This window comes from Paraflavitalea pollutisoli (assembly GCF_029360705.1).
In the GTDB taxonomy this organism is placed as follows: domain Bacteria; phylum Bacteroidota; class Bacteroidia; order Chitinophagales; family Chitinophagaceae; genus Paraflavitalea; species Paraflavitalea pollutisoli.
Genome location: NZ_JARKMX010000014.1, coordinates 381778 through 404798, shown reverse-complemented (window position 1 = coordinate 404798; position 23021 = coordinate 381778). Strand labels below are relative to the sequence as shown.

Here is a 23021-nt window from a genome sequence, read left to right as displayed (position 1 = left end):
AATTTATTTAAAGCTAATTTGTGCACCGAGGCTGAACGTCCGCGTAACGGGTTGTGCAAATGGTTGGGTAAGCGTGGGGTTGCCTTCTTTATATCTACTTAGTACCACAAGGTTTTGGCCTTGCAGGAAAAGGCGCATTTGGTTAATGGATTTATTGAAAATTCCTTTGAAGGGAAAGGTATATTCCAATGCCAAGTGCCTCAGGCAGACATAACTTTGATCGGTTTGAATGGCGTCTGAATTCATATAGTGGTCGAATGCCTTGTCTGCCGCTGTGCTGAGAGAGGTGGCAGGTCGTTGATATTGGGCATTGGCAACAGGCCATCGGTTCAACACACTCTGTAGCTGATTGCTGAAACCTGAGGCTTCGAGTCGGCCCGGAAATAGTCGTTGATTGGCGTAAGAGATGGCAGAATATCCAGTTTGTTGGCGGCCTTCCAGGATAAAGCCAGCAGCCCATCGGCCATATTTCACTTGCACAGAAAGGCTCCCATAGCCCTTGACTTCCACATCGCGAATGGATTGTTTGTCCACGTCCGTAATCTTGCCATCTCCGTTGAAGTCGGCCACCGTGTATAGCCCAGTAATTGGATCTACACCGGTATAATGATACAGTTTTCTGGCAGTAAGTGGTTTGCTCAATAGTAATTCCTGACGTAGTATATTGGTGGTGATAGAATCAAAGGAGCGTAGCAGGTTACGGGGATGTGTATAATTCAATTGTAGGGAGGTCTGCCAACGATTGGTGGTATTCACTGTTTTGTAATGCAATGATACATCCCAGCCCCGATTGTCGACAACGACCGGGAAATTCCAATAGGCCAGTTCGCTAAACCCGCTTTGCGCTGCCAATGGCAGGCGGATTACCTGGTTAATGCTACGGTGCCAGTAAGCGCCCAGATCAAGGCCGAGACGCTTTTTATATTCCAGGTGGAGACCCGCTTCGGTTTTGCGGGTCTCTGCCCAGGTTAATTTATTACTGGCCGGTAGGTTCTGCACCCATCCTGGCAAAGCGCCGTATTGATAGGCGACATTCGTAGCCCTATATTGACCCATATAACCATAATCGTCCACCTGGTCGTTGCCGGTCACGCCATGACTGACCCGCAGCTTGGCGAGGTTGATAACGGGCTGCAGTGGTTTCCAGAAGTTGGTAGCAGACAACAACCAGGCCCCGCCCACCGAGTAAAAGATGCCGAACTGGTTTTCAGGCGCAAAGCGGGAGGAGCCATCCTGGCGAACGCTGCCTTCCAATACGTATCGTTGATCGATTTCCAGGTTCACACGACCAAAAAAGCTGAGCAGCTTGTACTGCGTCCAGAAGGTATCCAGGGTAGGGTAGACCAACTGTTGATTGAGTTTGTCATCACTGGTATAGCCGGGAAGGGTACGAACCTCGCTGCGATATTTTGACTGCTGGTAGTTGGCGCCTAAAAGTGCGTTCCAGCTTAGTTTGCCGCGGGCAAGATGGAAATGCAATTGTGGTTCTACCAGCCAGGTGAAGATCTGTCGACCAGCCTGGTCGATATGACCACGACTACTGCTATCGGGTGGATAATAGGAAAGCGGAAAACTGGCCTTTTCTTTCAATTGCTGCCAGCCAATGCCACCGTCCAGTTTGACTTTAAAGTATTTCAGAAAAGAATAACTCAATTGAAGGTTTGCCAGGTAGTAGTTGGATTGAGCCCGGTACTGGCTATTGAACCAGCGCAAGGGATGGTTATAAACATCGAGGCTATCAGCTTGCAGTTTTCTAGGCGCGTGTGGTGTAGCAAATACGATGGGGGTGAGCTCGGATGCAGGCGTAGCATTTTCGCCAATACTGGCGGAAACAAAACTGTTGAGCTCCAGTTTGTGGTTTTGTGATTTGTAGTTAAGCTGGTTGTAAAACCGGGCCCATTCATCTTTATTGTGCGTCGGGAACACATACGAGTCACGGCGATAATTGAAACTGCCCAACCAGCTTACACGACTCACCTGGCCGGAAGCAGAGAATTGGGTGGTGTGCGAGATAGCGGTATTCTTGTACAGCACATCAGACCAATTCGTGTACAAGCTGCTGTCCATATACAACTCAGGAAAATTGGTCTTATCGAAAACGGTACCGGGGGGAAAGGCCGAACGGCGTAAGTCCAGGAATTCAGTCGTGTTTAACGTTTTCGGCCGGCGATAGGAGCTGGTAATGCCGGTCATCACATACAGGTTGAACAGCGGGGTTTGGTTGGTGGGTTTGCGCAATTCAATCAGGATAACGCCATTGGCACCCCGGGCACCATAAATGGCGGTAGCACTGGCATCTTTAAGTACCGTGATCGTTTCGATATCATCGACATTCAAAAAGCTGAGCGGGTGTAAACCGGCGCCGGTATTGCTGGGATCTCCAGCCGCAGAGGCCAATTGGCTCAGCGACCCCACGCGCGCCGGGCAAGGAAGTCCATTGATGAGTATAAGTGGTTCATCGACCTGCCGGATGCCACTAAGCGGTTGAATGGTCCGGGAGCCTTCGATCTCCAAAGATTGGCTGCCCCAGGGTATATCGGTTTTGTTCCTTACCAGCACACCCGGCAATAGCCGCAGGAGACTATTGACATTGTCATAAGGTTTGCCGACGAAATTGATCTTCGCTTCATACACATTACCCACAATCCGCCGCCGCGGACTCTTGCCATAGGCAATCACCACAGGATCCGATTCGGCAATATTTTCCTCCAGCGCAATTTCCTGGTGGTCGTAAACCACGGTCCGCCGTGAGTAATGACCAATCATCGTCAGTTCCACTGGCAGCGAGTCGCCAAAGAGCAGACATTGCCACTTACCGTCTGCATCGGTAGAGCCACTCCGGCTCGAGTCCTGCCGCAGATCCCGGATGGTCACACCTTCCAAAGCCTGCTTCGCCGGATTCACCACGCGCAGGGTAACGATCCGGGCCGGTTTGAGCCGGATATAAATATCACCATCCGTGAGCTCGATAAAATAAGGCTGATCCTTAAACAGCAACCTTACGATCTCCAGGACGGTAGCCGTGGTGTCGAGCGTTACCCGCCACCTCGGCGGCAATTGTTGGGTTTGAAAATTAATCGCTTGTCCCGACTGTTGGGTCAGGGATTGTAGCGCCAGCGCAATCGGTGTGTTTTTGAAATTGACCGGATAGGTGCGGCTGGTGTCGTAAGCACACACCACCAGCGTGGTGTGCAGCAGCATGGTGAGCAGTAGTGTTACCCTCTGGACTTTTTCAGGCATTGCCCAATCGTTTAGGTTATACGCATCAAACGAGAAAAACCAATGGCCACGGAGGCCATTGGCATCATCAAGGAAAGGTTTAATGGTAATCCTTTTAAGGATTGGTAAAAAGGTGGTTCAATGGCGTCCCGCAATTTTGGGACAGACTCTTTAGCGCCCATGCCTGTCATACCAGGTGGGGCAATGCGTTCTACTACGGGGGTTAAGGTCGTTGCTCGTATCGGAACTGGTGCCCTGTCAGCTTGTTTAGTTTTTCCAATACTTTAGTCAACGGAAGGTCGCGGGGTACAGGACCAAAATGATAAGTGCCTAACGAATCTGAGGGGTTGCTGTCGATTAGCTGCACGGCATACCATTGTTCGATATCTGCTGTAATGGTAGCCAGCGTTTTATTACTATAATAAAATCGATTCTCTGTAAAACCAAGTAAACTGTTCAAACGGTCTTTTACATACCTGACGTCGCCCGAAGGGGATACCTGAACCGTTTGTCCGGGTACAAGCGTGGCCCGTTGCCGCGCGCCCGATACCAGCAAGGACCCATTCACCAGTCCAACAGTCGTGAAATCCTTGTCTTTTGTAGTCACCACAAACTCAGTTCCCAATACTTGTAGCGTGGCACCAGCAGTATTGACTATAAAAGGACGGTTTTTATCATGCGCCACCGTGAAATGCGCGATACCTGCCAAATGTACAATTCTTTTTTCACTACTGCCGGATACGTCTACCTGTAGTAAACTATGGGGTCCCAGCTCGGCCACACTATGGTCCACTAGTTCAACAGTAACCAGCTGTTGGCCAATCGTAACGATCTTATGATGGATCAGAGCCTCCCCTTTTTCACCGGCCACTGCCTCGTATACCAATTGTCGTGACCCGGTACTACGTAGCTGAACACTACCCAGTTGCGCCAACACACCAGTATCTTTCGTCCCCACCGCAAACCGTTCCCCATCCGCCAGTTCTACAAACAAAGCCGTATCGCTGGCTGCTGGACGTTGGACAGTATGGGCTACCTGTTGCGTCTGACCGGATTCGGCCGTTTTGTGGTCAGGCATCCACAGCGCTACGCCAATCCCTACACTGCCGGCAATTACCGCTGCCACAACGATCCTGCGTTGCTGGTACCAACGCGTAGTAGGCATAGGCACCACAGGAGTTTCCGTCTCCGCCGGAACAGTCGCTGGATCGATGGTCGCCAGTAACCGTTGCATCGCTGCCTGTCGCCCTTGTTTAAAAGCTTCATGGAAGGTTAGCTCATTGTGCAGCACCACATGAGGTGCCTTGCCCGGATGGGCCCGTTGCCACGCTTCCAACTGCTCGGCTTCCTCGACCGTCAGCGGCTCACCGTACTGGTTTTTCCAGTAGATGATGGATATTGGTGTGTCGAGATATTCCATAGACAAGGTTGAGTTCATAGTAAAGCCGAGCAAATTGGAATTATTACTACATCGGGAGGCAATTATTTTTTAAAAAAGTTGAAATAAGTAACCAAAGCGCTGATAGTAAAGGCGCTAGTTGATCTAAAATATCTGGCGTAATATAAGGAGCTACATAGTCGCGCATCTTTTCCAGGGCGCGCACCCGGTGTGTCGCCGCCGTGGTATAAGCCATACTCAACTCACGGGCCGCTTCTCGCAGCGACTTACCCTGGAAGAAGACCAGCTCGATCACCGCCCGTTGAGGTTCGGTCAGTTGATCCACAGCCGACCGGAACCGGTCGATCCGGGCCTGCCACATTGGCCACTCATGGGTAGCGACGGGCTCATCCAGCGCGCCTTCCTCGAGTTGCTCGGGCATCACCGGCCGCAACAACTGCCCCGCCCGCGTACTGAACTGCCGAAAACGGTCGATCGCCTTACGACGCGTCATCGTGCACAGCAACCGGCCAACCTGCGTATCAGCCGGCAATTCATCGCGGCTTTCCCAGATTTTCAGCAACGCTTCGTTAAAGATTTCATCGAAATCAGCTTGATTGACCAGGAGTCGTTGGTAAGAGAGTGCCCGGAACAGGCCTTCAGCATATTGAGCGTCCAGCTCGAATAAGACCTGCTTGTTGCCGGCCTGCAGCCGTTTTAAGATCGGGAGCGATTCGTTCATGGTAGTTGATTAATAGCCGGGGGAGGCCATTGTAAAGAACGAACCTAAATTTAAATCCAACTATTCAAAAAAGGAAAAAAATAACGCATACTACTAACCGGGTATAGCGCGTCCGGCATGCAACTCCTTGCGATGCAGCAGAATACCCAATATCCCGAATACAATGAATACTAAATTGAATACAATATGTTCATGCCACGACAACTGGGCCAATACACCGCCGCAACTACAGGGCAGGTGCTCTGCTACATTCATCAACACGATAATATAAATAGTAAAGGCAACCATCAGCCCGCTAGAGGCATACAAAGCACGTAACCGCCACCGGGGCAACACCAGGCCGGCCACCAACGCAAACTCGACTAAGGGTAAACCTATAGCAACCGGCACCGCAGCAAAGCCGACGATCGGCGATTCCTTGAGTTGCTCTACAAAAATGCTGTATTCCATCAGCTTGCTGATCGCCGTATACAGGAACAACACAACAAACAAGGCAACAATGATCTCCAGTAAAATAGTACGTTTCATATAGTTGATCTGGTAATAAGCTAAAAGATCCGGGGGCTGGGAGAGTAGCGCCTGGCAGGTTCACTGCCTTATCCTTCACAAATACAAGGCGCGCAAAGAAACAAAAAATAAATAGCCAGGCTCAGTTTCCAGCCACCCGGATGATGGGGTCGGGTGCATACATATAGTTCTATTTAAAAATAGGGGTTAAAGCAGGAATAGTGTGCCGATACCTGTAAGTTAGCCCACGAACCTGATGGAAGCAGGAAACCCCCTGATGTAGATGGAAATATTTAGTAGGGCAGGCTGGTAATAAAACAGGCGGAGCTCCCTAAGCTCCGCCTGTTGGATAGCCCGTTCAAAGAGCCATTATACGGCACTCTTGATCTGCTCGGGGATATTCTTCCGGTAATCGGATGGGCGGATATGGTACCGCCTACGGAAAGCCGCGCAGAAATTAGTAGGATGGTTGTAACCGCAACGGTGGGCAATCTCACCGATGGAGTAGTTGTTGCTCTCCATCAGTTCCATCGCCATTCGCATCCGCTGTTCGGTCAGGAAATCAAACACCGGTTGGCCATACAGCGCTTTGAATCCTGTTTTGAGCTTGAACTCATTGATGCCTGCGGTCTGCGCCAGCGTGGGGATCGTGTAATGATAACGCAGGTTCTTCATAATAGTCTCACGTACAAGGGCAAGTCTTTGCACATCGGCTTCTGATAATTGAATTTGCATAGCAAAAGGTTTAATAGATGAATGAATGCTAGGTGCAGGAATAGAGGTGTCGACAGCCGCCTGATCAAAACGACTGGCTGTTGCGGAATACACACCATCATCCCCGGTTGCTCCATAGCCATCCTGGCCACAGACAGCAATGGAGTACATCCAGGGATTGCTGTGCATCCCGCGCAGCGCGCCATTTAACCATTAAGCCTGTAAAAAAGATACAATTTTTTGCTTCATCATTGCGTTGAACCGTACCAGATTGAGGTGTAAGAGTAGTTCACCAGCGATCGGGTCTCGTCGCCGTTACTACCGTTTGTTACAATAAGTGAGTTTGCACGTAAACTAGGGAAGTTCGAATGTTGAGAGGTGCCCTGTCCAAACTAATGGAAATCCTAAACCTGTATGCAATCTACGTTACCCGAGTTATTCAATCAGCACGAATTATTATGCGATCGGGATTTTCCGTAAAATAAACAACCCGCGTAACGGACTCGTCCGTACGCGGGTTGCAAAGTTGTTATAGTCAATTACTTCTGCAATACCATCACCCCGTTCATCACGAAGGTGCTGCCGCCGTCGGCTACGATATTGTACACTTTTTGGTGTCCGCCAGCCCCTTCGGCCACCCGCCACACCCGGAAAGCCTGGTAACCACCACCGCGAACATCGGCGCAAAGGATCTCATCGCCAGCCCGTACCTCACCCATCTTTTTGTCGCCGTTCCGTGTCTTGACCGGGTGGTTGGGGGTGGCCGACAATGTCTTGGCGGAGAGCAATACGGCGGTACCTTCGGCAGTCACCGTTTCCTGGGCGCCCAGCAAAGTCAGCTGCGTAAGGGCATAGTTACTGGCTGCATGGGAAGTCAGCTCCTTCACCGTCACCACGGTAGTCTGTTGTGTGGCCGCATCGACGGTTACGATCCGGTCGCCCGGTTGAATCGTTTCCAACGCCCGCGTACCGCCATCGGCCATGCTTACCTGCATACTGCCGGGGAAACAAATATCATTACCATAGGTACCCGATTCCTTGCTCAGGTCTTTACCCGCATTGGCAGCTTTGTACAGCTGGAAGCCAAACTCTTTGGATAGTACATACGACAGCTTCAGTACAAAATTGGCTTCTTGCTTGTCGATGGCATGGATATCTTCAAAATACTTGTTCCATACCTTGGCGTCGGCGGTAAAGCTGGGCATCACGGCCTTGTATACCTTGCCGGTTTCGTTGGTATAGAACACCATCACACCCAGGTCGGCCATGCCTTCCTTGGCGAGCAGTTTGTAAATGTCGATGCGTTTCTTTTTGCCATCATCGCCTGTGATGAAATAAGGCTTACGACTCTCGTACCGGTCGAGTACATAAGCATTCTCAAACTTCACATAGGTATCGTTGTCCAGGTCCTTCACGGCAAAAGCCTTGGCTTTTTCGTATTCTTCCAGGCTCAGGCTGCGAGCCGGTTTGTCCTGTCCGGCAGCATAGAGTACGGATGCGCTCAGCGCCACGGACAAAGCAAGGGCCTGCTTGTATCCGCATGTCTTATATTTCATGTTCAAATTTTCAGTGACTAAATTGTTTTTCCCGCTACGGTTGTATTTGTATTCCTAGTTGCCTCGATGCCTCGTTACCTAGTTGCCTTGTATTGGTTTTCCTCGTTGCCTATTTGCCTCGATGCCTGGTTGCCTCGATGCCTGGTTGCCTATAAGACAGCCATTCTTTCTAAGATATCTCTCTAAACGCGTTCGCAAAGGCCTGCATCTCTTCCATCGTGCCGATGCTGATACGGCACCATTCCTTACCGGCAAATTTCCAGGTACGGATCGATACGCCCCGTTTCATCATTTCATCGCCAAACTTACGTGCTTCCATTTTGATGGGGAACATCACAAAATTAGCTGCCGAAGGGATCCAGGTATATCCTTCCGCTTTCAATACATCGTACAGGAATTGTTTGGACGCCACGGTCTTGGCTTTCGCCGCGTTCAGGTACTCGAAATCGTTGTAGGCCACAGCAGCAGCCTGAATAGAGGTAGCGGCGATCGACATGCCGCCATTGCTGTACTGACTGATCGCACGCATCGTGGCAGTCGGGCCAACGGCATAACCTACCCGCAAGCCCGCAAAGCCGTACAGCTTGGAGAAAGTACGGGCAATGATCACGTTTTGTTTGTTGCGCACACAGTCCAGCATAGAAGCTGCCTTCGGGTCATCGAGGTAATCGATATAGGCCTCATCGATAAATACGGGTACTTTGGCGGATACGCGTTCGCAGAAGGCGCGCAGTTTCGCGGTATCCAACGCAGTCGCAGTGGGGTTATTGGGATTGCAGATATACACCAGCTTGGTGTCGGCGGCAATGGCTTTCTCCATCGCGTCGAGGTCGAGGTGGTAGTCGGCAGTCAACGGCACTTTGATCAACCGGGCCTTGAAGTCTTCCGCCTTCTCGGGCAGGTCATCATACGAAGGATCGGCCGTCACAACGCTGCCGCCGTCCTTGCTGTAATACAAGGCCGCCGCCAGCAGGATGGGGGAGGAGCCGGCTCCCAGCAGGATCTGCTCCGCAGGAATATTTTCGTAGGCAGATATTTTACTGATCAGCTCCCGGCTGGCCATAAACGGATACTGGTAGCTCTTGGCAATGGCATCCTGGATGGCTTGCTTGGCTTTCACCGACGGACCAAAAGGATTCTCATTCGCCGATAGACGGGCTTTCACTTCCGGTGGGGCTGAGAGCAACACCGATTCATCCGTCTCCAGCACTTTCAATGGATGGAAAGATTCGGCGGGTGCGTGTGCCAGGGCGGAAGTAGCGAGCGTTGGCAGCAGGCCCAATCCGCCGGTCAGCAGGGCGCCGGTCTTCAGCAGTTGCCGGCGGTTCATGTGTGTAGACATAGTAGTTAGTTTGGTTATTGTTTCGGATACGTCAATTGCTTTTCTGAAATGCGGCCGTGGAGTGCAGCGGTCACCTGCCGCGCCGATTCAAAGGCCCCGGCCATCCACGAGTTCAGGTACGTTGTATGCTCACCCGCAAAATACGTACGCTTGTCGGGCGTCAGCAAGGCCTTGTAATGCGTTTGCCGGTCTTCGCTCGTATACACCGACCAGCCACCCAGGTTGTACTGCGTCTTGTGCCAGCTCACGGAAAACGATCGCTCGAAGTCGGTATCGTATTGTGGGTGGATCAGCCTGCCTTTCGCCAGCGCCAGCTTTTCCCGCTCCGCATAAGTCAGGTCACCTACCACCCGTGCTTTCTCGTTGAAATTATAATACCCGATCAGCATTCCCTTCTTCCCGAGATAATCGTTGGAAGGATAAAAAATTTGCGTCAGTTCGTTATTGGTATGGGTGATGCCGCCATAGATGTTTTCATCTTCTTCCCAGAACCGGCGTTTGAATTGCAAACCGATCTTGCCCGTCTTGATATAATTGGCATAGTCGATCGCACGGCTCACGGCAGAAGAGAAATCATGGTCGATATTGCTGAGCACGGGTAACGGAATGGTGCAGATACAATAGTCTCCATCGATGCGTTGCGCACCGGCTGGTGTTTTGTAAATGATCTGTACCCCTTTTTCCGTGTTGTGGATAGCCGTTACTTCGGCCTGGTAGCGAATGGGTTGCTGCAACTTCTTTTCAAAATGCTGCGCGATCACCTCCATACCCCCCACGGCCTGGAACATCGTCATCTGTAACTCATAGGTATATTCGGCGACATTGTAAAAATCTGGATCAAGTAGTCCGGAGCCTACCAACGCAGCGAGCGTATGGGGTTCCGCAATACGACCGGCTTTTTCACCGGCACCCGGCTGTTCAATATAACCCCGGCGGGCGGAAGCCTTGTACAGTTTGTCGATATCCAGCCCACCTTCCGCGCGCAGGTACTCCACCACCTTTTGCGCGTCTTCTTTGGAGAGGGCCGCATCCACGGCATGACTGTCCACCGCTTTCGCCAGCAGCTCGCTGAGGTAACCCCGTACATCGTTGTGCACCTCGCGTACCCGCACCTTTTTATTACTCAGCGGACCTTTGCCTTCACTGAAATAATAGGCAGACTCGTTCACGTTGTTGTACACCTGTAAGGGCACACCGAGTTCCTTGCAGTAATGTAAAGAGAGTTGATGGTTGTGGGGGATGCGGGAAGGGCCCGCATTGAAATACAATCCGTCGTCGAAGTTCGCTTGTTGCGTGGGGGTACCGGTTTCGGTATGTACCGATCCTTTACGTACACTCCAGCAGCGGCCACCGGAACGGTTGCGCGCTTCGAGGAGGGTACAGCGATAACCTAGTTTTTGTAATTCGTAAGCCGCTGTCATACCGGCCAGACCGGCTCCCAGAATAATGACGTGTTCACGGTTGGCCTCGGGGTCGCTGGGCAGGTCAAAAGCATGGGCGGGGGCTTCTTTCAAAAGTCCCAGTGCCATCATAGCAGGGTACGCACCACCCGCCAGCCGGCTACTGTGCTGTAGAAATTTTCTCCTTGTGAGCTGGTTCAAATGATAAAAAAGATTAATCGTTGATGAAACTGCTGTCAATATAGAAAATCTTCGCTTTCCGCAGGCAGATTAATAGATGAGCGTTAAAATGATATGATGAAAATGAGGGCGCAACGCCCTACAAAAACTCCACCACCTGCTTCGTTACCTTATTATCCCGGTAAATAGCCCGGTGCCCGAGCCCCTGGGTAATGACAAAATCCAGCCGGGGATGCTGGTCATCGCGTACTTTGATGGCATCGGATAGCGGCGTCAGCTCATCCTGCTCGTCATGAAACCACAATACCTGGGCCTGTACCTGCTGCAGGGCGCGGCGTATGGAGTAATGGGATGGCCAATAGCCGGAGAGGTCGTGAATATGTTGATCGAAGGCCTTGCGTACGCCAGCGGGCAGGTCAAGAAAACGGAAGAAAGTATCGATGGCGGTGGTGGTTTCGGTCACCGGGGCGATCAGCACCACCTTGGTGTCGGGCCCATGCGGAATGGAGGCAACAAACAACGTCAGCGCCAGGCCGCCCAGCGAATGGGCCATGAAGCTGTTGACGGGGCCATACTGCTCGTGAATGGTACGCAGCATGTCGACATATTGAGGAATGATGATCCGTTGTCCATCCGAACTGCCATGGGCCGGCGCATCGAAAGCAAGCACTTCATAATCCTTCTTGAGGAGGGGAGCGATATAGCGGTCGAAGTTTTTGACCGTCGATTCGAAGCCATGAATGACAAGTACTTTGTGTGGGCGCGGGTGGTTCCAACGATGGCCGCGGATGGTAAGTCCGTCGAGGGAGAAAGAGAGGGCTTCGCCACGTTTGAAGACAGGGGGTGCTTCTTTGAACCGGGGTTTGCGCAGGGGCGTACAGAAAAGCCGGAAGGCACTGCGTGCCGCTGCTTTGTTGGAGACGAGGGCCAGCAGGTTCAGCTTGGCCCGGAAATAATTCACCACCAGTTTTTGCGCCAACTTCATAGGGCGGCAAGTTACCCCACTACCACCGAACTGCAAACAGTAGCCGTCGCATGCTGTTCATCAAACGCCTCGCTGCCTTTCCTTGTTGCCTTGCTGCCTCGATGCCTAGTTGCCTTTCTACCTGGTTGCCTTGCTGCCTTTCCGCCTCGCCTTTCTGCCTTTCCCCTCGATGCCTTGGTGCCTTGTTGCCTCGCTGCCTTTCCGCCTTTCCTCCGTACCTTGCCCCCATGCGCATCGTCATCATCGGAACCGGCAATACCGCCACGGTATTGGGCAAAAAGCTTCGCGCCGCAGGGCACCAGATCGTACAGGTCGTCGGTAGATCCGCCAAAGCAGCCCATGTGCTGGCAGAGCAACTCGGGGCAGCGTATACCACCAGCACCCAACAGCTCGATCAAACGGCCAGTTTGTACATCGTGGCCGTAACCGATGCAGCGATAGCAACCGTGGCAGCCACCCTGTCCCTGCACAAGAAATTGGTTGTACATACCGCGGGATCGGTGTCGAAAGAAGTGCTGCAAGCAGCCAGCGATCGGTATGGCGTGTTGTATCCCTTGCAGAGCCTGCGCAAAGAAATGGAGCAACTGCCCACCATCCCCTTGTTGATCGACGCTACCAACGAAGAGGACCTGGCCACGATCAATACCCTGGCCGCCAGTATCTCGCCACAGGTACAACGGGCAGACGATGAACAACGCCTCAAACTACATGTGGCGGCGGTGATCGTCAGCAATTTTACCAACCACCTCTACACCCTGGCCGAGCGTTACTGTGCCGAAGAACAGGCCAACTTCTCCCTGTTGCATCCGCTCATCAGCCAGGTAGCCGACCGCCTGCAACAGGCTTCGCCGGCCTCCTCCCAAACGGGCCCCGCTATCCGGCGTGACGAACCCACCATCCAAAAACACCTCGAACTGCTGCAGCCTCACGGCGAGCTCAAGGACCTCTACGCCTGGTTTACCCAGAGCATCCAGCGGCCGAAAGAAATATAGTCCCGTATAACTCATTTATTATCATTGTTATAGGAGTGTGGGCGTCCCCTGCTCGCCAGCTCCTCGCGGAATGCATTGATTTTGTACGCGGTAATAGAGGATGCAGCGGAGATGCAGCGGAGATACAGCGGTGATGCAGCAGTGATGCAGCGGCCCTTTATAGAGCCGCTGCATCTACGCTACGAATGCGCAATAAAATCGGTAAATGATACAGGTGGGTGGGCATTGGCGATACCTTTTCCGGGAGAAAGGGGAGCAGTACGCCAGCCCGGGAAGCCTTTAGGGCTCGTATTTCTTCGCCTTTTTCTTTTTGGCAGGATACTCGTGCAGGTAACGCTCCTTGATGATCCGCATATGGTGCGCCACATGACCGGCACACACGAAGCCGAGTCCGACTACACTCATCTGGTTATTGTTGGCCGTACCGTTTTGCAGCAACTGGTCTTCATCCAGCGAAGCAAACAAGAACTCGGTCGATACACGCAGGGCGTTGAATTCATCCACCAGGTCGTTCCAACTGCGCTTGGGCGCCTTGGCGGTAATGGCCCATACATTTTCATCAAAGCCAGGCAGGGGAGCCGTATCCTTACGGGCAAAATGCAAAGCCCGGAAAGCAAACACCCGCTCCGCATCCACGATATGCTGCAGCAATTCTTTCAGCGTCCACTTGCCTTCGGCATAGGCGTAGTTGATCTTCTTCTTGGGGATATTTTTGAGCAGCTTGCGAAAACGCCGGCTGTTCTTCCGCAACGCCGCATCCAGTTCGTTTTCGGTAATGGCATTGATGTAGTTGTTGTAAGCTTCGGGCACCAACACCTGTTTTCGGCTCACCATACGCAGTTGTTTTAACTAAAGCTATCAAAAACCTGCGACTTCCCGAAACAAACCACTACCAAATCCACATGCAATCGCCTGGTCCCACCACCAATAGAAAAGGCCGACCACGACGGTCAGCCCATTCCAATCTATTAACGAAAAATAACTTATCCTTTCTTGTTCTGCAAAGTAGGCTTCGCTACTTTTTTCTGCGGAGTGCCTTTCTGAGGCTGCAGGGTAGCAGCGATCTTGGCAGCTTCATATACATTGATCACACCACCGGTGCGGCTCAGCTCACTCAAAGGAACCTCTTCTTCTGTACCGGGTTTGGTTACCTTATTCGCAGGTGCCTGCGCTGATTTTTCCAGGCAGTACTTGATCTGCTGGGGCGTCAGGTAGGGGAAGTATTCCAGCAGGAAGGCAGCAGCACCAGCCACAACGGGCGAGGCCATACTGGTACCTTGTGCGTTACCATACGTAGTAGTACCCGGAATGGTAGAATAGATGCGTACACCAGGGGCAAATACATCTACTTCCTTTTTACCATAGTTGGAGAAAGGTGCTGTAACACCACCACTCTTGGGATCGCCACTCGCACCCACCGTGATCCAGTTGGTAGCACGGCCCTTACCATCGCGGAAAGCAGCATTGGGGAAATTATCCGCCGTATCTACGTTCTTGGCATCGTTACCCGCAGCATGCACCAGCAGTACACCCTTGGTATCGGCATAACGCACCGCGTCGTCGATCCATTTCTTTTGTGGAGAGAAATCCTTACCAAAGCTCATGTTGATGACCTTGGCGCCATTGTCGACCGCATAACGGATCGCCAGGGCAATGTCTTTATCGTGCTCATCACCATCTGGTACGGCACGGATCATCATGATGCGCACATCATCGGCCACACCATCCATTCCCTTGCCATTGTTGCGCACGGCACCAATGATACCAGATACGTGGGTACCGTGAAAAGGCGTAGCCGCCATCACATCGGGGTTACCATAATATTTGTCGTTGATATCGTTCTCATCGTCACCGATGATGTCTTTACGGTAAGAGGGGGGCGCTTTTTCCTTGGCTTCTGCCTTGCGCTCTTCACCATTCACAAACTCTTCAAATTCGCCGATCAGCTCCTTGTTGCTCTGCTCCATTTGCTGATTGGCGCGGAACAGGTAAAGGATGTTTTCACGGGCAGCTTTGTCAACCGGGGTTTTAGGTACCAGGGTATCCAGGTCATTACCGGTATAGGTTTCTTTGCTCAGGGCCACCTGCAAAATACTGTCGCCTTTTTTGGCGCCTTTCAGCAGGCGTTTCAGCAGCATCAGGTCGATCTCGGGTTCGCCGTTACCACCTTCAATGCGGGCCTTGGCTTTCAGCCACATATTGTATTCTTCCAGCTCATCGCCTTTCAGCGTAGCGGGGTCGATCTTTTTGCCTTCGTATTTCGCCTTCAGGGCATGGTATACACGGGCGCCTTCGTACGAGTCTTGTTTCAGGTTGCGACCATCTTTGTTTCCGATAAAGTTCCAGCCGTATACGTCGTCGATATATCCGTTGCCGTCGTCGTCGATGCCATTGCCGGGAATCTCCTTGGGGTTCTTCCACAAAATGGGCTTCAGGTCTTCATGCAGGGTATCCACACCGGAATCGATCACGGCTACCACCACGGTCTTACTCTTCAGTCCCTTTTGTTTAATAAATTCATAGGCCTTGTCTACACTGATGCCATAAAAACCATCTTTCGTTTTGTCAAGCAAATGCCAGCCTTTCGGGAGTTCCTCGGTTTGGGTATGGTTATCCTGTTGCGCCTGCGTAGCAAATCCTGTCAACACAAGGGCGACAGCCAGCCCTGTAACTTTTACCGGTTTAATCATTGTGATTGATTTATTACTTACTCTCAGATGTTATAATGATTAGATAAGTTTGATGCAAAGGGACAAATATCTTGTTTTTTGCTAATCCTTAACGTTAATTTTCCCTTTTCGGGAATCATCGAAAATACGCCTGGCTATTGATGGTCAACTAGTCAAATAGCAGACCGGAAATGCCACAAATTGGCTCGAAAATCGATAATCGGCTCATTTTCGGCGCATTCCCGGTAGCCAAAATATAAAAAGAAGGCCATCCACGTAGTAAGATTACATGAATGGCCAGTAGTTATGTTGAGAAAGCCTACAGTTCCTGCAGCTTTAATTCCACACGTCTGTTTTTTACACGACCCGCTACGGTGTTGTTGTCGGCGATTGGATTAGCCGGACCGTGGCCTTTGGCCGTCAACCGGTTGATGGCAATACCCTTTTCGTTGAGGTATTTTTTCACCGCATCGGCCCGTTTTTGCGAGATCTCTTTATTGGAAGTGATAGCCCCCACATTGTCGGTATAGCCGTTGATGTTGAGGCGCAGTTTCGGATTCTTCTGCAAGATGGACACGATCTCATTCAGCGCAGCATACGAGCTGGCATCCACCGTTACACTGCCTGTTTGGAAGAGGATGTTACGGGCGGCGAAGTTCACCTGCTCGATCACTTCTTTCCGGAGCACGGGACAGCCATTGTTCGCTTTGGTACCCGCCTCGGTAGGGCACTGGTCTTCCTTGTCGATCACCCCATCGCCATCCGTATCGGGTTCCGGTTTGGGTTTGGGCAGCGGACAACCCTGGTTCGAAGCCGGTCCGGCTTCGTTCGGACATTTATCTTCCAGGTCATTCACGCCATCCTTATCCGTATCCGGTACCGGGCAGCCCTGATAAGCGGCAACACCGGCTACATCCGGGCATTTGTCTACCTGGTCGGCTACGCCATCGCCATCCTTATCCGGACAGCCCTTGGTCAGGACAGATCCGGGAAGGGTAGGACAAGCATCCTGGTCATCAGGAATACCATCCTTATCACGATCCTTCACCTTCGGTGGCGCTGTGGCAGCTGGCTTGTTGAGCCAGAAGCCGAGGGAGGCACCGATCACCTGGTGTTTATAAGTAGCGTCGTAATCTGCCTGGAAGAAATTGGTCAATCCCTGGCTGTAGAAGCCCGAGAGAATGACACCGCCCAGCTCAAAGCCCACGCGGCCATTGATACCGAAATCGACCGTCTTCATCTTGCGGCTGCCCTTACCCACTTCAAAGGTCTCCTCCGATTTGCTGAAGCTCAGCGTAGAATCGGTCGGCGCGACCAGCACCTCACTCGAGTTTTTGCCATTGAAGTAAAACCCTACATAGGGGCCAGCGCTGAGGAAGAACTTGGCTTTTTTGCCCAGGGGCAGTTTATAGGCCAGGTTGAACGGGATCTCGATATAGTTGACGAAGAAATTGGACCGGTAGGTGAGGGTGTCAGTGTGTGTCACCGAAGTATCGAAGGCGCGGGTATACTTTCTGCCTTTTGATTGATAGAATACCCCGGGTTGCAGGGCCAGGCTACCGCTGTTGTTGAGCGGCACATTACCGAGAAAACCGATGTTGAAACCACTCCGGCTCGTGTAAAACGGCTTGGTGTTGGTTTCCCATCCGGATATACTATTCGTTTCTTTCACAGAGGCGGAATGGGGACCTCCCAGCACAGCTACCCGCAATTGGGCCTGGCCGGCAACAACGATCACCAATAACAGCAGCAGGGTAAACGATCTTTTCATAGTCAGAAACTGGCTTTCCAGTCTTAATGAACGAATAGGGCGGCAAAAAAGTATGGCCGCCCGGCCATTATACGGTTAAAAGCACTAATATGTCGTTGGAAATGACTTTTTTGGCGGCCATTCGGCCGCTGGCGATCCATCGGCGCAAATGTCAGGCAGGCTGCTTTCTGTTGCTTTCTGCACTCGTTGCCTTTCTGCCTTAGTGCCTGGTTGCCTCTATGCCTTTTCCCCTACAAATCAAACTTGATCCCCTGTGCCAATGGCAATTGGGTCGAGTAGTTGATCGTATTGGTCTGCCGGCGCATATACGCCTTCCAGGCATCACTACCACTCTCGCGACCACCGCCGGTTTCTTTTTCACCCCCAAAGGCGCCGCCGATCTCTGCACCAGAAGTACCGATGTTCACATTGGCGATACCACAATCACTGCCCCAGGCAGAGAGAAACTGTTCGGCTTCGCGCAGGTTGAGGGTCATGATCGACGACGACAAGCCCTGTGGTACACCGTTCTGGATGGCGATAGCCTCCTCGATGGTCTTGTATTTGAGCAGGTACAGAATAGGGGCAAAGGTTTCGTGTTGCACGATGGCATAATGGGGTTGCGCCTCGGCAATACAGGGCTTCACATAACAACCACTTTCGTAGCCGGTGCCTTCCAGTACACCCCCTTCTACCACAAACGTTCCACCTTCTTTTTTACAAGCCTCGATCGATTGCTGATAGAGTTTCACAGCATCGGTATCGATCAACGGACCCACATGGTTCTTTTGATCGAGCGGATCGCCAATGCTCAATTGTTGGTAAGCATTGACAAGTTTATTTTTAATGGTGTCGTACACGTCTTCATGAATGATGAGGCGACGGGTAGTGGTACAGCGTTGTCCGGCCGTGCCTACCGCGCCAAAGATGGCGCCCATCACGGCGATATCAAGGTCGGCGTCTTTCGAAATGATGATGGCATTGTTGCCACCCAGTTCCAGCAAGGCCTTGCCCAGGCGGGCACCCACAGCAGCACCTACTGCCTTACCCATACGGGTAGAGCCGGTGGCAGATACCAGTGGCACGCGCGTATCGGTCGACAGCCATTCACCCACTTCGCGGTTACCCACGACCAGTCCGCATACACCTTCGGGTACGTTATTCTTGGCAAACACTTCCTCAACAATATGTTGACACGCTACTGCGCAGAGTGGCGTCTTTTCAGAAGGCTTCCAGATGCACACATTGCCACATACCCAAGCCAGCATGGTGTTCCAGCTCCATACCGCCACGGGGAAGTTGAACGCGGAAATAATACCTACCAGACCCAGGGGATGCCACTGCTCGTACATACGGTGCGCCGGGCGTTCGCTGTGCATGGTAAAGCCATGGAGCTGGCGCGATAAGCCAACCGCAAAATCGCAGATATCGATCATCTCCTGTACTTCACCATATCCTTCCTGCAGGCTCTTGCCCATTTCATAAGAAACGAGTTTACCCAAAGGCTCTTTGTATTGACGCAACGCTTCGCCGATCTGACGTACCACTTCACCACGTTTGGGCGCGGGCCATTGGCGCCAGGCGAGGAAAGCTTCCTGGGCTTTGGCGATCACTGTTTCGTAACTGGCCTGGTCGGCTGCCTGTACGGAACCGATCAGTTTACCATCTACAGGCGAATGGGAGGCAATGGGCTGGCCGGTCGTGTTGATCCAGGTTTGTCCGGTCGATACGCCCGCATTACTGGCTTGTATTTTCAATTGAGCAAGAAAATCCATAATTGCAATGTTAAGGACGCAAAAGTAAGGAATAAAAGGGGAGGGAAGGGGCATCGGGCAGTCCATCACCTGGCGGGAGGGGGATGTTACTGAAAGGGCCGCCTTTTACTACAAAGACGGCCCTGGTGGGATGATCTATAACGCAAGTAATTAAAACGTGAAGCTGAGCCGGGCAAAATAATGCCGGCCGCCAAAATTCATTTGCACGGAATCCCACAAGCCACCCATCTCCGTATTCTCCTGGTCCTGCGTATCGGGGTACACATTGAAGGCGTTGTCGGCACCCACATAGAGGCCAACATTCCGCGAGAACCGGTAACCCACCGTAAGGTCAGTGGTGACTTTGGGCGAATAAACATTGGGTTTATCATCGTACCCCAGCAGCGTCACTTCACCATAACGCACAAAGCGGGCGGTGGCGCTGAATTTGGAGGTGCTGTAATCCACCGTCAGGTTGATCTTGCTTTTGGGGGCAGAAGCGATGATAAAAGACTTTTCGCGTTCGCTGAGGTAGTTCTCTTCTTTACCCACCAGCTTGGGCGCCGTATGGATATCTTCGATGGTCAATTTGTTGAGGTTGGCCGCCAGCGTGGTATTCAACCGGCCACTGCCAAGGGTGGCATTATAGGTCAGGATCACATCGATCCCGATATTGCGCGAGTCGATGGCATTGGTGAAGAAATTGGCCTTGCCCACACCCAGCGCAGCCAGGTCGCCACCGATATCCGGGTCACTCTGGTCGAAGGTACCCGTCAGCACGATGCGGTCTTTCACATTGATGAGGTATCCATCCACTGTCAGCGTGAGTCCTTTGGCAGGTTGCGCGGTAAAGCCGGCACTCAGGTTCACGGATTTCTCTTCTTTCAGGGGTGGGATGCCCAGCGTGCGCGTCACGGTGCTGAGATTATTGGCCAGCAACACTTCTACCGGTACGCCGCCTTCAAAATTGGTATAGATGGTGTTGAAGTAGCGTTGTTGCAACGAGGGTGCGCGGAAGCCGGTACTGACGGAAGCGCGCAGGTTAAAACCTTTCGCCAGCTTGATACGGGTAGCCAGTTTGCCATTGAGCGTGCTGCCAAAATCACTGTACTTTTCATAGCGTACAGCACCCGACAGCAGAAAAGCGCGGGTAATATCCAGTTCCGCATCTACATAGCCGCCAAAATTGCTGCGGCTGGCATCGACGGCATTACGGGGCTGAAAGCCTGGGAAGCCCTGCGAGCCAGCCGCTTTCTGTAGCTTGTCGTATTTGACGATCTGGCCATTGATCACCGTATCGATGATGCCATAGTTCTGCCAGGAACCTTCTTCGCCCGCAAAGATGCTGTACCGGTCGATCCGGTATTCGGCACCGAAGGCGAGGTTCAGTCCCTCCGCTACATCGAAGGGCTTGGAGAAGTTGAGGCCCGTCGTGTTTTGCGAGAAGGAAAAGCCACCGGCATCGAAATGCGTGGGTGAATTGGCCAGCAGGCTCGCATTAAGCGTGCCGTCTACATAGTAATGCATCTTGTTGCGGCCATACGTATTGTTGAGGTCGATGGTCCAGCCATTGTGTTTGGTACGCACCCCCACCGAAATGGAGTTGTCGTCGATGGCCGACTGTATACGCGGATCGAAACCGTTGGGGTAAATGTCTTTGATGTTGCGGTCGTCATCGGCTTCGCGTGTCCAGGCAAAGGCATCGGTAAAGCGATAGCTATAGCCGCCAAAAGCATACACGGTGGTATTGTCGGCTACCGGTATTTCACTGTTGAAGAAAGCGCTGAAATTCTCGGCAGAAGCGTCGCCGAATTGGCGGCGGTAAGTCACGGCGCCGGGAGGCGGTACGCGGTTGGTCTTTGCATTGGTGAGGTAATCGGCGGTGAAGTTGATAAAGCCTTTCTCGCCGATGCGCGTACCATAATTACCATTGATCTGAAAGCTCTCGCCATCATAGTTGCGATCGTACCGGTATTTCTTGGCGTCGTACACGCCGGTATTGATATTGGCGGTAAACTCGTTGACAGATGATTTCAGGATCACGTTTACCACACCGGCAATGGCATCGGAGCCATACTGGGCAGAGGCGCCATCGCGCAATACTTCCACCCGCTCGATGGCCGAGGCGGGGATCGCATTCAGATCGGTGCCTGTATTACCGCGGCCCCGGGTGCCAAATAAGTTGATCAGCGATGATTGGTGCCGGCGTTTACCATTGATGAGGACCAGCGTCTGGTCGGGCCCGAGGCCGCGAATGGTGGCCGGATCGATGTGGTCGGCTCCGTCGGAGCCGGATTGTTTATTGGCATTGAAAGAAGGGGTGGCAAACTGCAGCATATTGTTGACATCGAAGCGGCCGGTTTGCCGGGCGATGTTCTTGATGTCGATCACATCGATGGGCACCGGCGTTTCGGTGGCGGTGCGTCCCAGCCTGCGGCTGCCCACGACGGTTATTTCCTGCAGGTTGCCGCTGCTGGAGGTGAGTTCAATGTCCCAGCTGGCCTGGTTGTCGGCGGCGAATTCCTGTACGCCATAACCGATGTAGCGGATCACCACCACATCGCCAGCCTGGGTAGGCAGGGTAAACTGGCCATTGCCGTTGGAAGTGGTGCCCTGGTTGGTGCCTTTGATCGTGATGGAAGCGCCGGCGAGTGGTTCCTTGGTTTTAGCGTCTTTGACGGTGCCGGAAATGGTCTTTTGGGCGGATGACAGATAGGAACTGGCAATGAGCGCCAGTAAGAGCGTTAGTTTTCTCATACAAGTCCTGTTTGGTTACTTGTAATTTAACCAATTCGGGGCAGATTTGATAGGCCTGTGCAGGATATGTACAACAGCCGTGCGGATAAAAACGACAACTACAGGCAAACCCGTAGAGATCGGGTGGCCCTTGATAGGTTGGGCATTCGGGTCATAAGTTTGTATTGCCTTGTATTGCTGTATTTCCTACGTTGCCTTGCTGCCTCTATGCCTCGTTGCCTCGATACCTTGGTGCCTGTTTTCTAGTATTGCTCCTGTTCGTTGGGGAAATCGCGGGACTTGACGTCTTTCACGTAGTTCTTAACGGCGCCGGTGATCTGCTCGTGCAGGTTGAGGTATTGACGCAGGAAACGGGGTTTGAATTCCGTATTGATGCCCAGCAGATCGTGCATCACCAGCACCTGACCATCGCAGTGCTTACCGGCCCCGATACCAATGGTGGGAATGGCCAGACTTTCTGACACTTCCTTGGCCAGGGCGGCTGGTATCTTTTCCAGCACCAGGCCAAAGCAGCCAGCTTCCTGCAAAATGAGGGCGTCGCGGCGCAGTTTATTGGCTTCCGCCTCTTCCTTGGCGCGCACGGTATAAGTACCAAACTTGTAGATGGATTGTGGCGTAAGGCCCAGGTGGCCCATCACCGGTATACCGGCTGCCAGGATACGCTTCACCGATTCCAGGATCTCTTCACCCCCTTCAATCTTCACGGCATGCGCCCCGGTCTCTTTCATGATCCGTACCGCCGAAGCCAGCGCTTCTTTGGAATTGCCCTGGTACGTACCGAAGGGAAGGTCCACCACAACGAGGGAGCGGTTCACACCCCGGATCACCGAAGAAGCATGGTAGATCATCTGGTCGAGGGTAATGGGCAGGGTCGTTTCGTGACCGGCCATCACATTCGAAGCAGAGTCGCCCACCAGGATCGTATCCACCCCCGCTTCATCAAAAAGCCGGGCAAAAGAATAATCGTAGGCGGTGATCATCGAGATCCTTTCGCCATTTACTTTCATCTTTTGCAGGGTATTGGTGGTGATCCTTTTAACTTCTTTGTTGACAGACATGACGGATTTTTTGGTTAA

The 23021-nt window shown here is 52.3% G+C and carries 16 protein-coding genes; 1 reads left to right on the top strand and 15 read right to left on the bottom strand.

What is annotated here, in order from left to right; all coding sequences use genetic code 11:
- Positions 1-3 precede the first annotated feature (3 nt).
- The 9 genes from P2W70_RS32225 to P2W70_RS32185 all read right to left on the bottom strand — a co-directional run bounded on the left by P2W70_RS32225 (position 4) and on the right by P2W70_RS32185 (position 12023).
- Positions 4-3240, bottom strand: a complete 3237-nt coding sequence (locus P2W70_RS32225) for a SusC/RagA family TonB-linked outer membrane protein (protein WP_276485731.1) — start codon at positions 3238-3240, stop codon at positions 4-6.
- 202 nt (positions 3241-3442) lie between these two features.
- A complete protein-coding gene (locus tag P2W70_RS32220; RefSeq protein WP_276485730.1) occupies positions 3443-4639 on the bottom strand; it encodes a FecR family protein in 1197 nt (398 codons plus the stop codon).
- A 46-nt stretch (positions 4640-4685) separates the two neighbouring features.
- The gene (locus P2W70_RS32215; protein ID WP_276485729.1) at positions 4686-5339 is read right to left on the bottom strand and encodes an RNA polymerase sigma factor; all 654 of its coding nucleotides are present in this window, start codon (positions 5337-5339) and stop codon (positions 4686-4688) included.
- Positions 5340-5432: 93 nt separating this feature from the next.
- Positions 5433-5867: a MauE/DoxX family redox-associated membrane protein gene (locus P2W70_RS32210; protein WP_276485728.1), complete on the bottom strand. Its 435-nt coding sequence runs from the start codon at positions 5865-5867 to the stop codon at positions 5433-5435.
- Positions 5868-6215: 348 nt separating this feature from the next.
- A complete protein-coding gene (locus P2W70_RS32205) occupies positions 6216-6581 on the bottom strand; it encodes a helix-turn-helix transcriptional regulator (protein WP_276485727.1) in 366 nt (121 codons plus the stop codon).
- Positions 6582-7099: 518 nt separating this feature from the next.
- Positions 7100-8116 (bottom strand): Hint domain-containing protein, encoded by a 1017-nt coding sequence (locus P2W70_RS32200; RefSeq protein WP_276485726.1) that lies wholly within the window; start codon positions 8114-8116, stop codon positions 7100-7102.
- 169 nt (positions 8117-8285) lie between these two features.
- Positions 8286-9458, bottom strand: a complete 1173-nt coding sequence (locus tag P2W70_RS32195) for a pyridoxal phosphate-dependent aminotransferase (protein WP_276485725.1) — start codon at positions 9456-9458, stop codon at positions 8286-8288.
- Positions 9459-9472: 14 nt separating this feature from the next.
- The gene (locus P2W70_RS32190) at positions 9473-11059 is read right to left on the bottom strand and encodes a flavin monoamine oxidase family protein (protein ID WP_276485724.1); all 1587 of its coding nucleotides are present in this window, start codon (positions 11057-11059) and stop codon (positions 9473-9475) included.
- A gap of 118 nt (positions 11060-11177) precedes the next feature.
- Positions 11178-12023, bottom strand: coding sequence for an alpha/beta hydrolase (locus tag P2W70_RS32185; protein WP_276485723.1), 846 nt, complete (start codon positions 12021-12023; stop codon positions 11178-11180).
- Between the two features lie 227 nt (positions 12024-12250).
- On the opposite strand from P2W70_RS32185, the gene P2W70_RS32180 reads away from it, so the two are divergent.
- Entirely contained in the window at positions 12251-13015 is a 765-nt protein-coding gene (locus P2W70_RS32180; protein ID WP_276485722.1) for a Rossmann-like and DUF2520 domain-containing protein, read from the top strand.
- Positions 13016-13294: 279 nt separating this feature from the next.
- On the opposite strand, the gene P2W70_RS32175 is transcribed toward P2W70_RS32180, so the two are convergent.
- From P2W70_RS32175 to panB, 6 genes are all read right to left on the bottom strand, one after another.
- On the bottom strand, positions 13295-13849 hold the full coding sequence (locus P2W70_RS32175) for a DinB family protein (RefSeq protein ID WP_276485721.1): 555 nt from the start codon (positions 13847-13849) through the stop codon (positions 13295-13297).
- A gap of 149 nt (positions 13850-13998) precedes the next feature.
- Positions 13999-15705, bottom strand: a complete 1707-nt coding sequence (locus tag P2W70_RS32170) for a S8 family peptidase (RefSeq protein ID WP_276485720.1) — start codon at positions 15703-15705, stop codon at positions 13999-14001.
- A gap of 298 nt (positions 15706-16003) precedes the next feature.
- Positions 16004-17455, bottom strand: coding sequence for an OmpA family protein (locus tag P2W70_RS32165; RefSeq protein ID WP_276485719.1), 1452 nt, complete (start codon positions 17453-17455; stop codon positions 16004-16006).
- A gap of 230 nt (positions 17456-17685) precedes the next feature.
- Positions 17686-19209, bottom strand: a complete 1524-nt coding sequence (gene amaB / locus P2W70_RS32160; protein WP_276485718.1) for an L-piperidine-6-carboxylate dehydrogenase — start codon at positions 19207-19209, stop codon at positions 17686-17688.
- A 150-nt stretch (positions 19210-19359) separates the two neighbouring features.
- Positions 19360-21945: a TonB-dependent receptor gene (locus P2W70_RS32155; protein ID WP_276485717.1), complete on the bottom strand. Its 2586-nt coding sequence runs from the start codon at positions 21943-21945 to the stop codon at positions 19360-19362.
- A gap of 242 nt (positions 21946-22187) precedes the next feature.
- Positions 22188-23003 carry a 3-methyl-2-oxobutanoate hydroxymethyltransferase gene (gene panB, locus P2W70_RS32150; protein ID WP_276485716.1) on the bottom strand — a complete coding sequence of 272 codons (816 nt, stop codon included), beginning with the start codon at positions 23001-23003 and terminating at the stop codon, positions 22188-22190.
- Positions 23004-23021 lie beyond the last annotated feature (18 nt).

Bases quoted from the DNA above. Each gene is read 5' to 3' on its own strand.
- P2W70_RS32225 (WP_276485731.1), bottom strand. From the start codon at position 3,240: ATGCCTGAAAAAGTCCAGAGGGTAACACTACTGCTCACCATGCTGCTG.
- P2W70_RS32220 (WP_276485730.1), bottom strand. From the start codon at position 4,639: ATGGAATATCTCGACACACCAATATCCATCATCTACTGGAAAAACCAG.
- P2W70_RS32215 (WP_276485729.1), bottom strand. From the start codon at position 5,339: ATGAACGAATCGCTCCCGATCTTAAAACGGCTGCAGGCCGGCAACAAG.
- P2W70_RS32210 (WP_276485728.1), bottom strand. From the start codon at position 5,867: ATGAAACGTACTATTTTACTGGAGATCATTGTTGCCTTGTTTGTTGTG.
- P2W70_RS32205 (WP_276485727.1), bottom strand. From the start codon at position 6,581: ATGCAAATTCAATTATCAGAAGCCGATGTGCAAAGACTTGCCCTTGTA.
- P2W70_RS32200 (WP_276485726.1), bottom strand. From the start codon at position 8,116: ATGAAATATAAGACATGCGGATACAAGCAGGCCCTTGCTTTGTCCGTG.
- P2W70_RS32195 (WP_276485725.1), bottom strand. From the start codon at position 9,458: ATGTCTACACACATGAACCGCCGGCAACTGCTGAAGACCGGCGCCCTG.
- P2W70_RS32185 (WP_276485723.1), bottom strand. From the start codon at position 12,023: ATGAAGTTGGCGCAAAAACTGGTGGTGAATTATTTCCGGGCCAAGCTG.
- P2W70_RS32180 (WP_276485722.1), top strand. From the start codon at position 12,251: ATGCGCATCGTCATCATCGGAACCGGCAATACCGCCACGGTATTGGGC.
- P2W70_RS32175 (WP_276485721.1), bottom strand. From the start codon at position 13,849: ATGGTGAGCCGAAAACAGGTGTTGGTGCCCGAAGCTTACAACAACTAC.
- P2W70_RS32170 (WP_276485720.1), bottom strand. From the start codon at position 15,705: ATGATTAAACCGGTAAAAGTTACAGGGCTGGCTGTCGCCCTTGTGTTG.
- P2W70_RS32165 (WP_276485719.1), bottom strand. From the start codon at position 17,455: ATGAAAAGATCGTTTACCCTGCTGCTGTTATTGGTGATCGTTGTTGCC.
- amaB (WP_276485718.1), bottom strand. From the start codon at position 19,209: ATGGATTTTCTTGCTCAATTGAAAATACAAGCCAGTAATGCGGGCGTA.
- P2W70_RS32155 (WP_276485717.1), bottom strand. From the start codon at position 21,945: ATGAGAAAACTAACGCTCTTACTGGCGCTCATTGCCAGTTCCTATCTG.
- panB (WP_276485716.1), bottom strand. From the start codon at position 23,003: ATGTCTGTCAACAAAGAAGTTAAAAGGATCACCACCAATACCCTGCAA.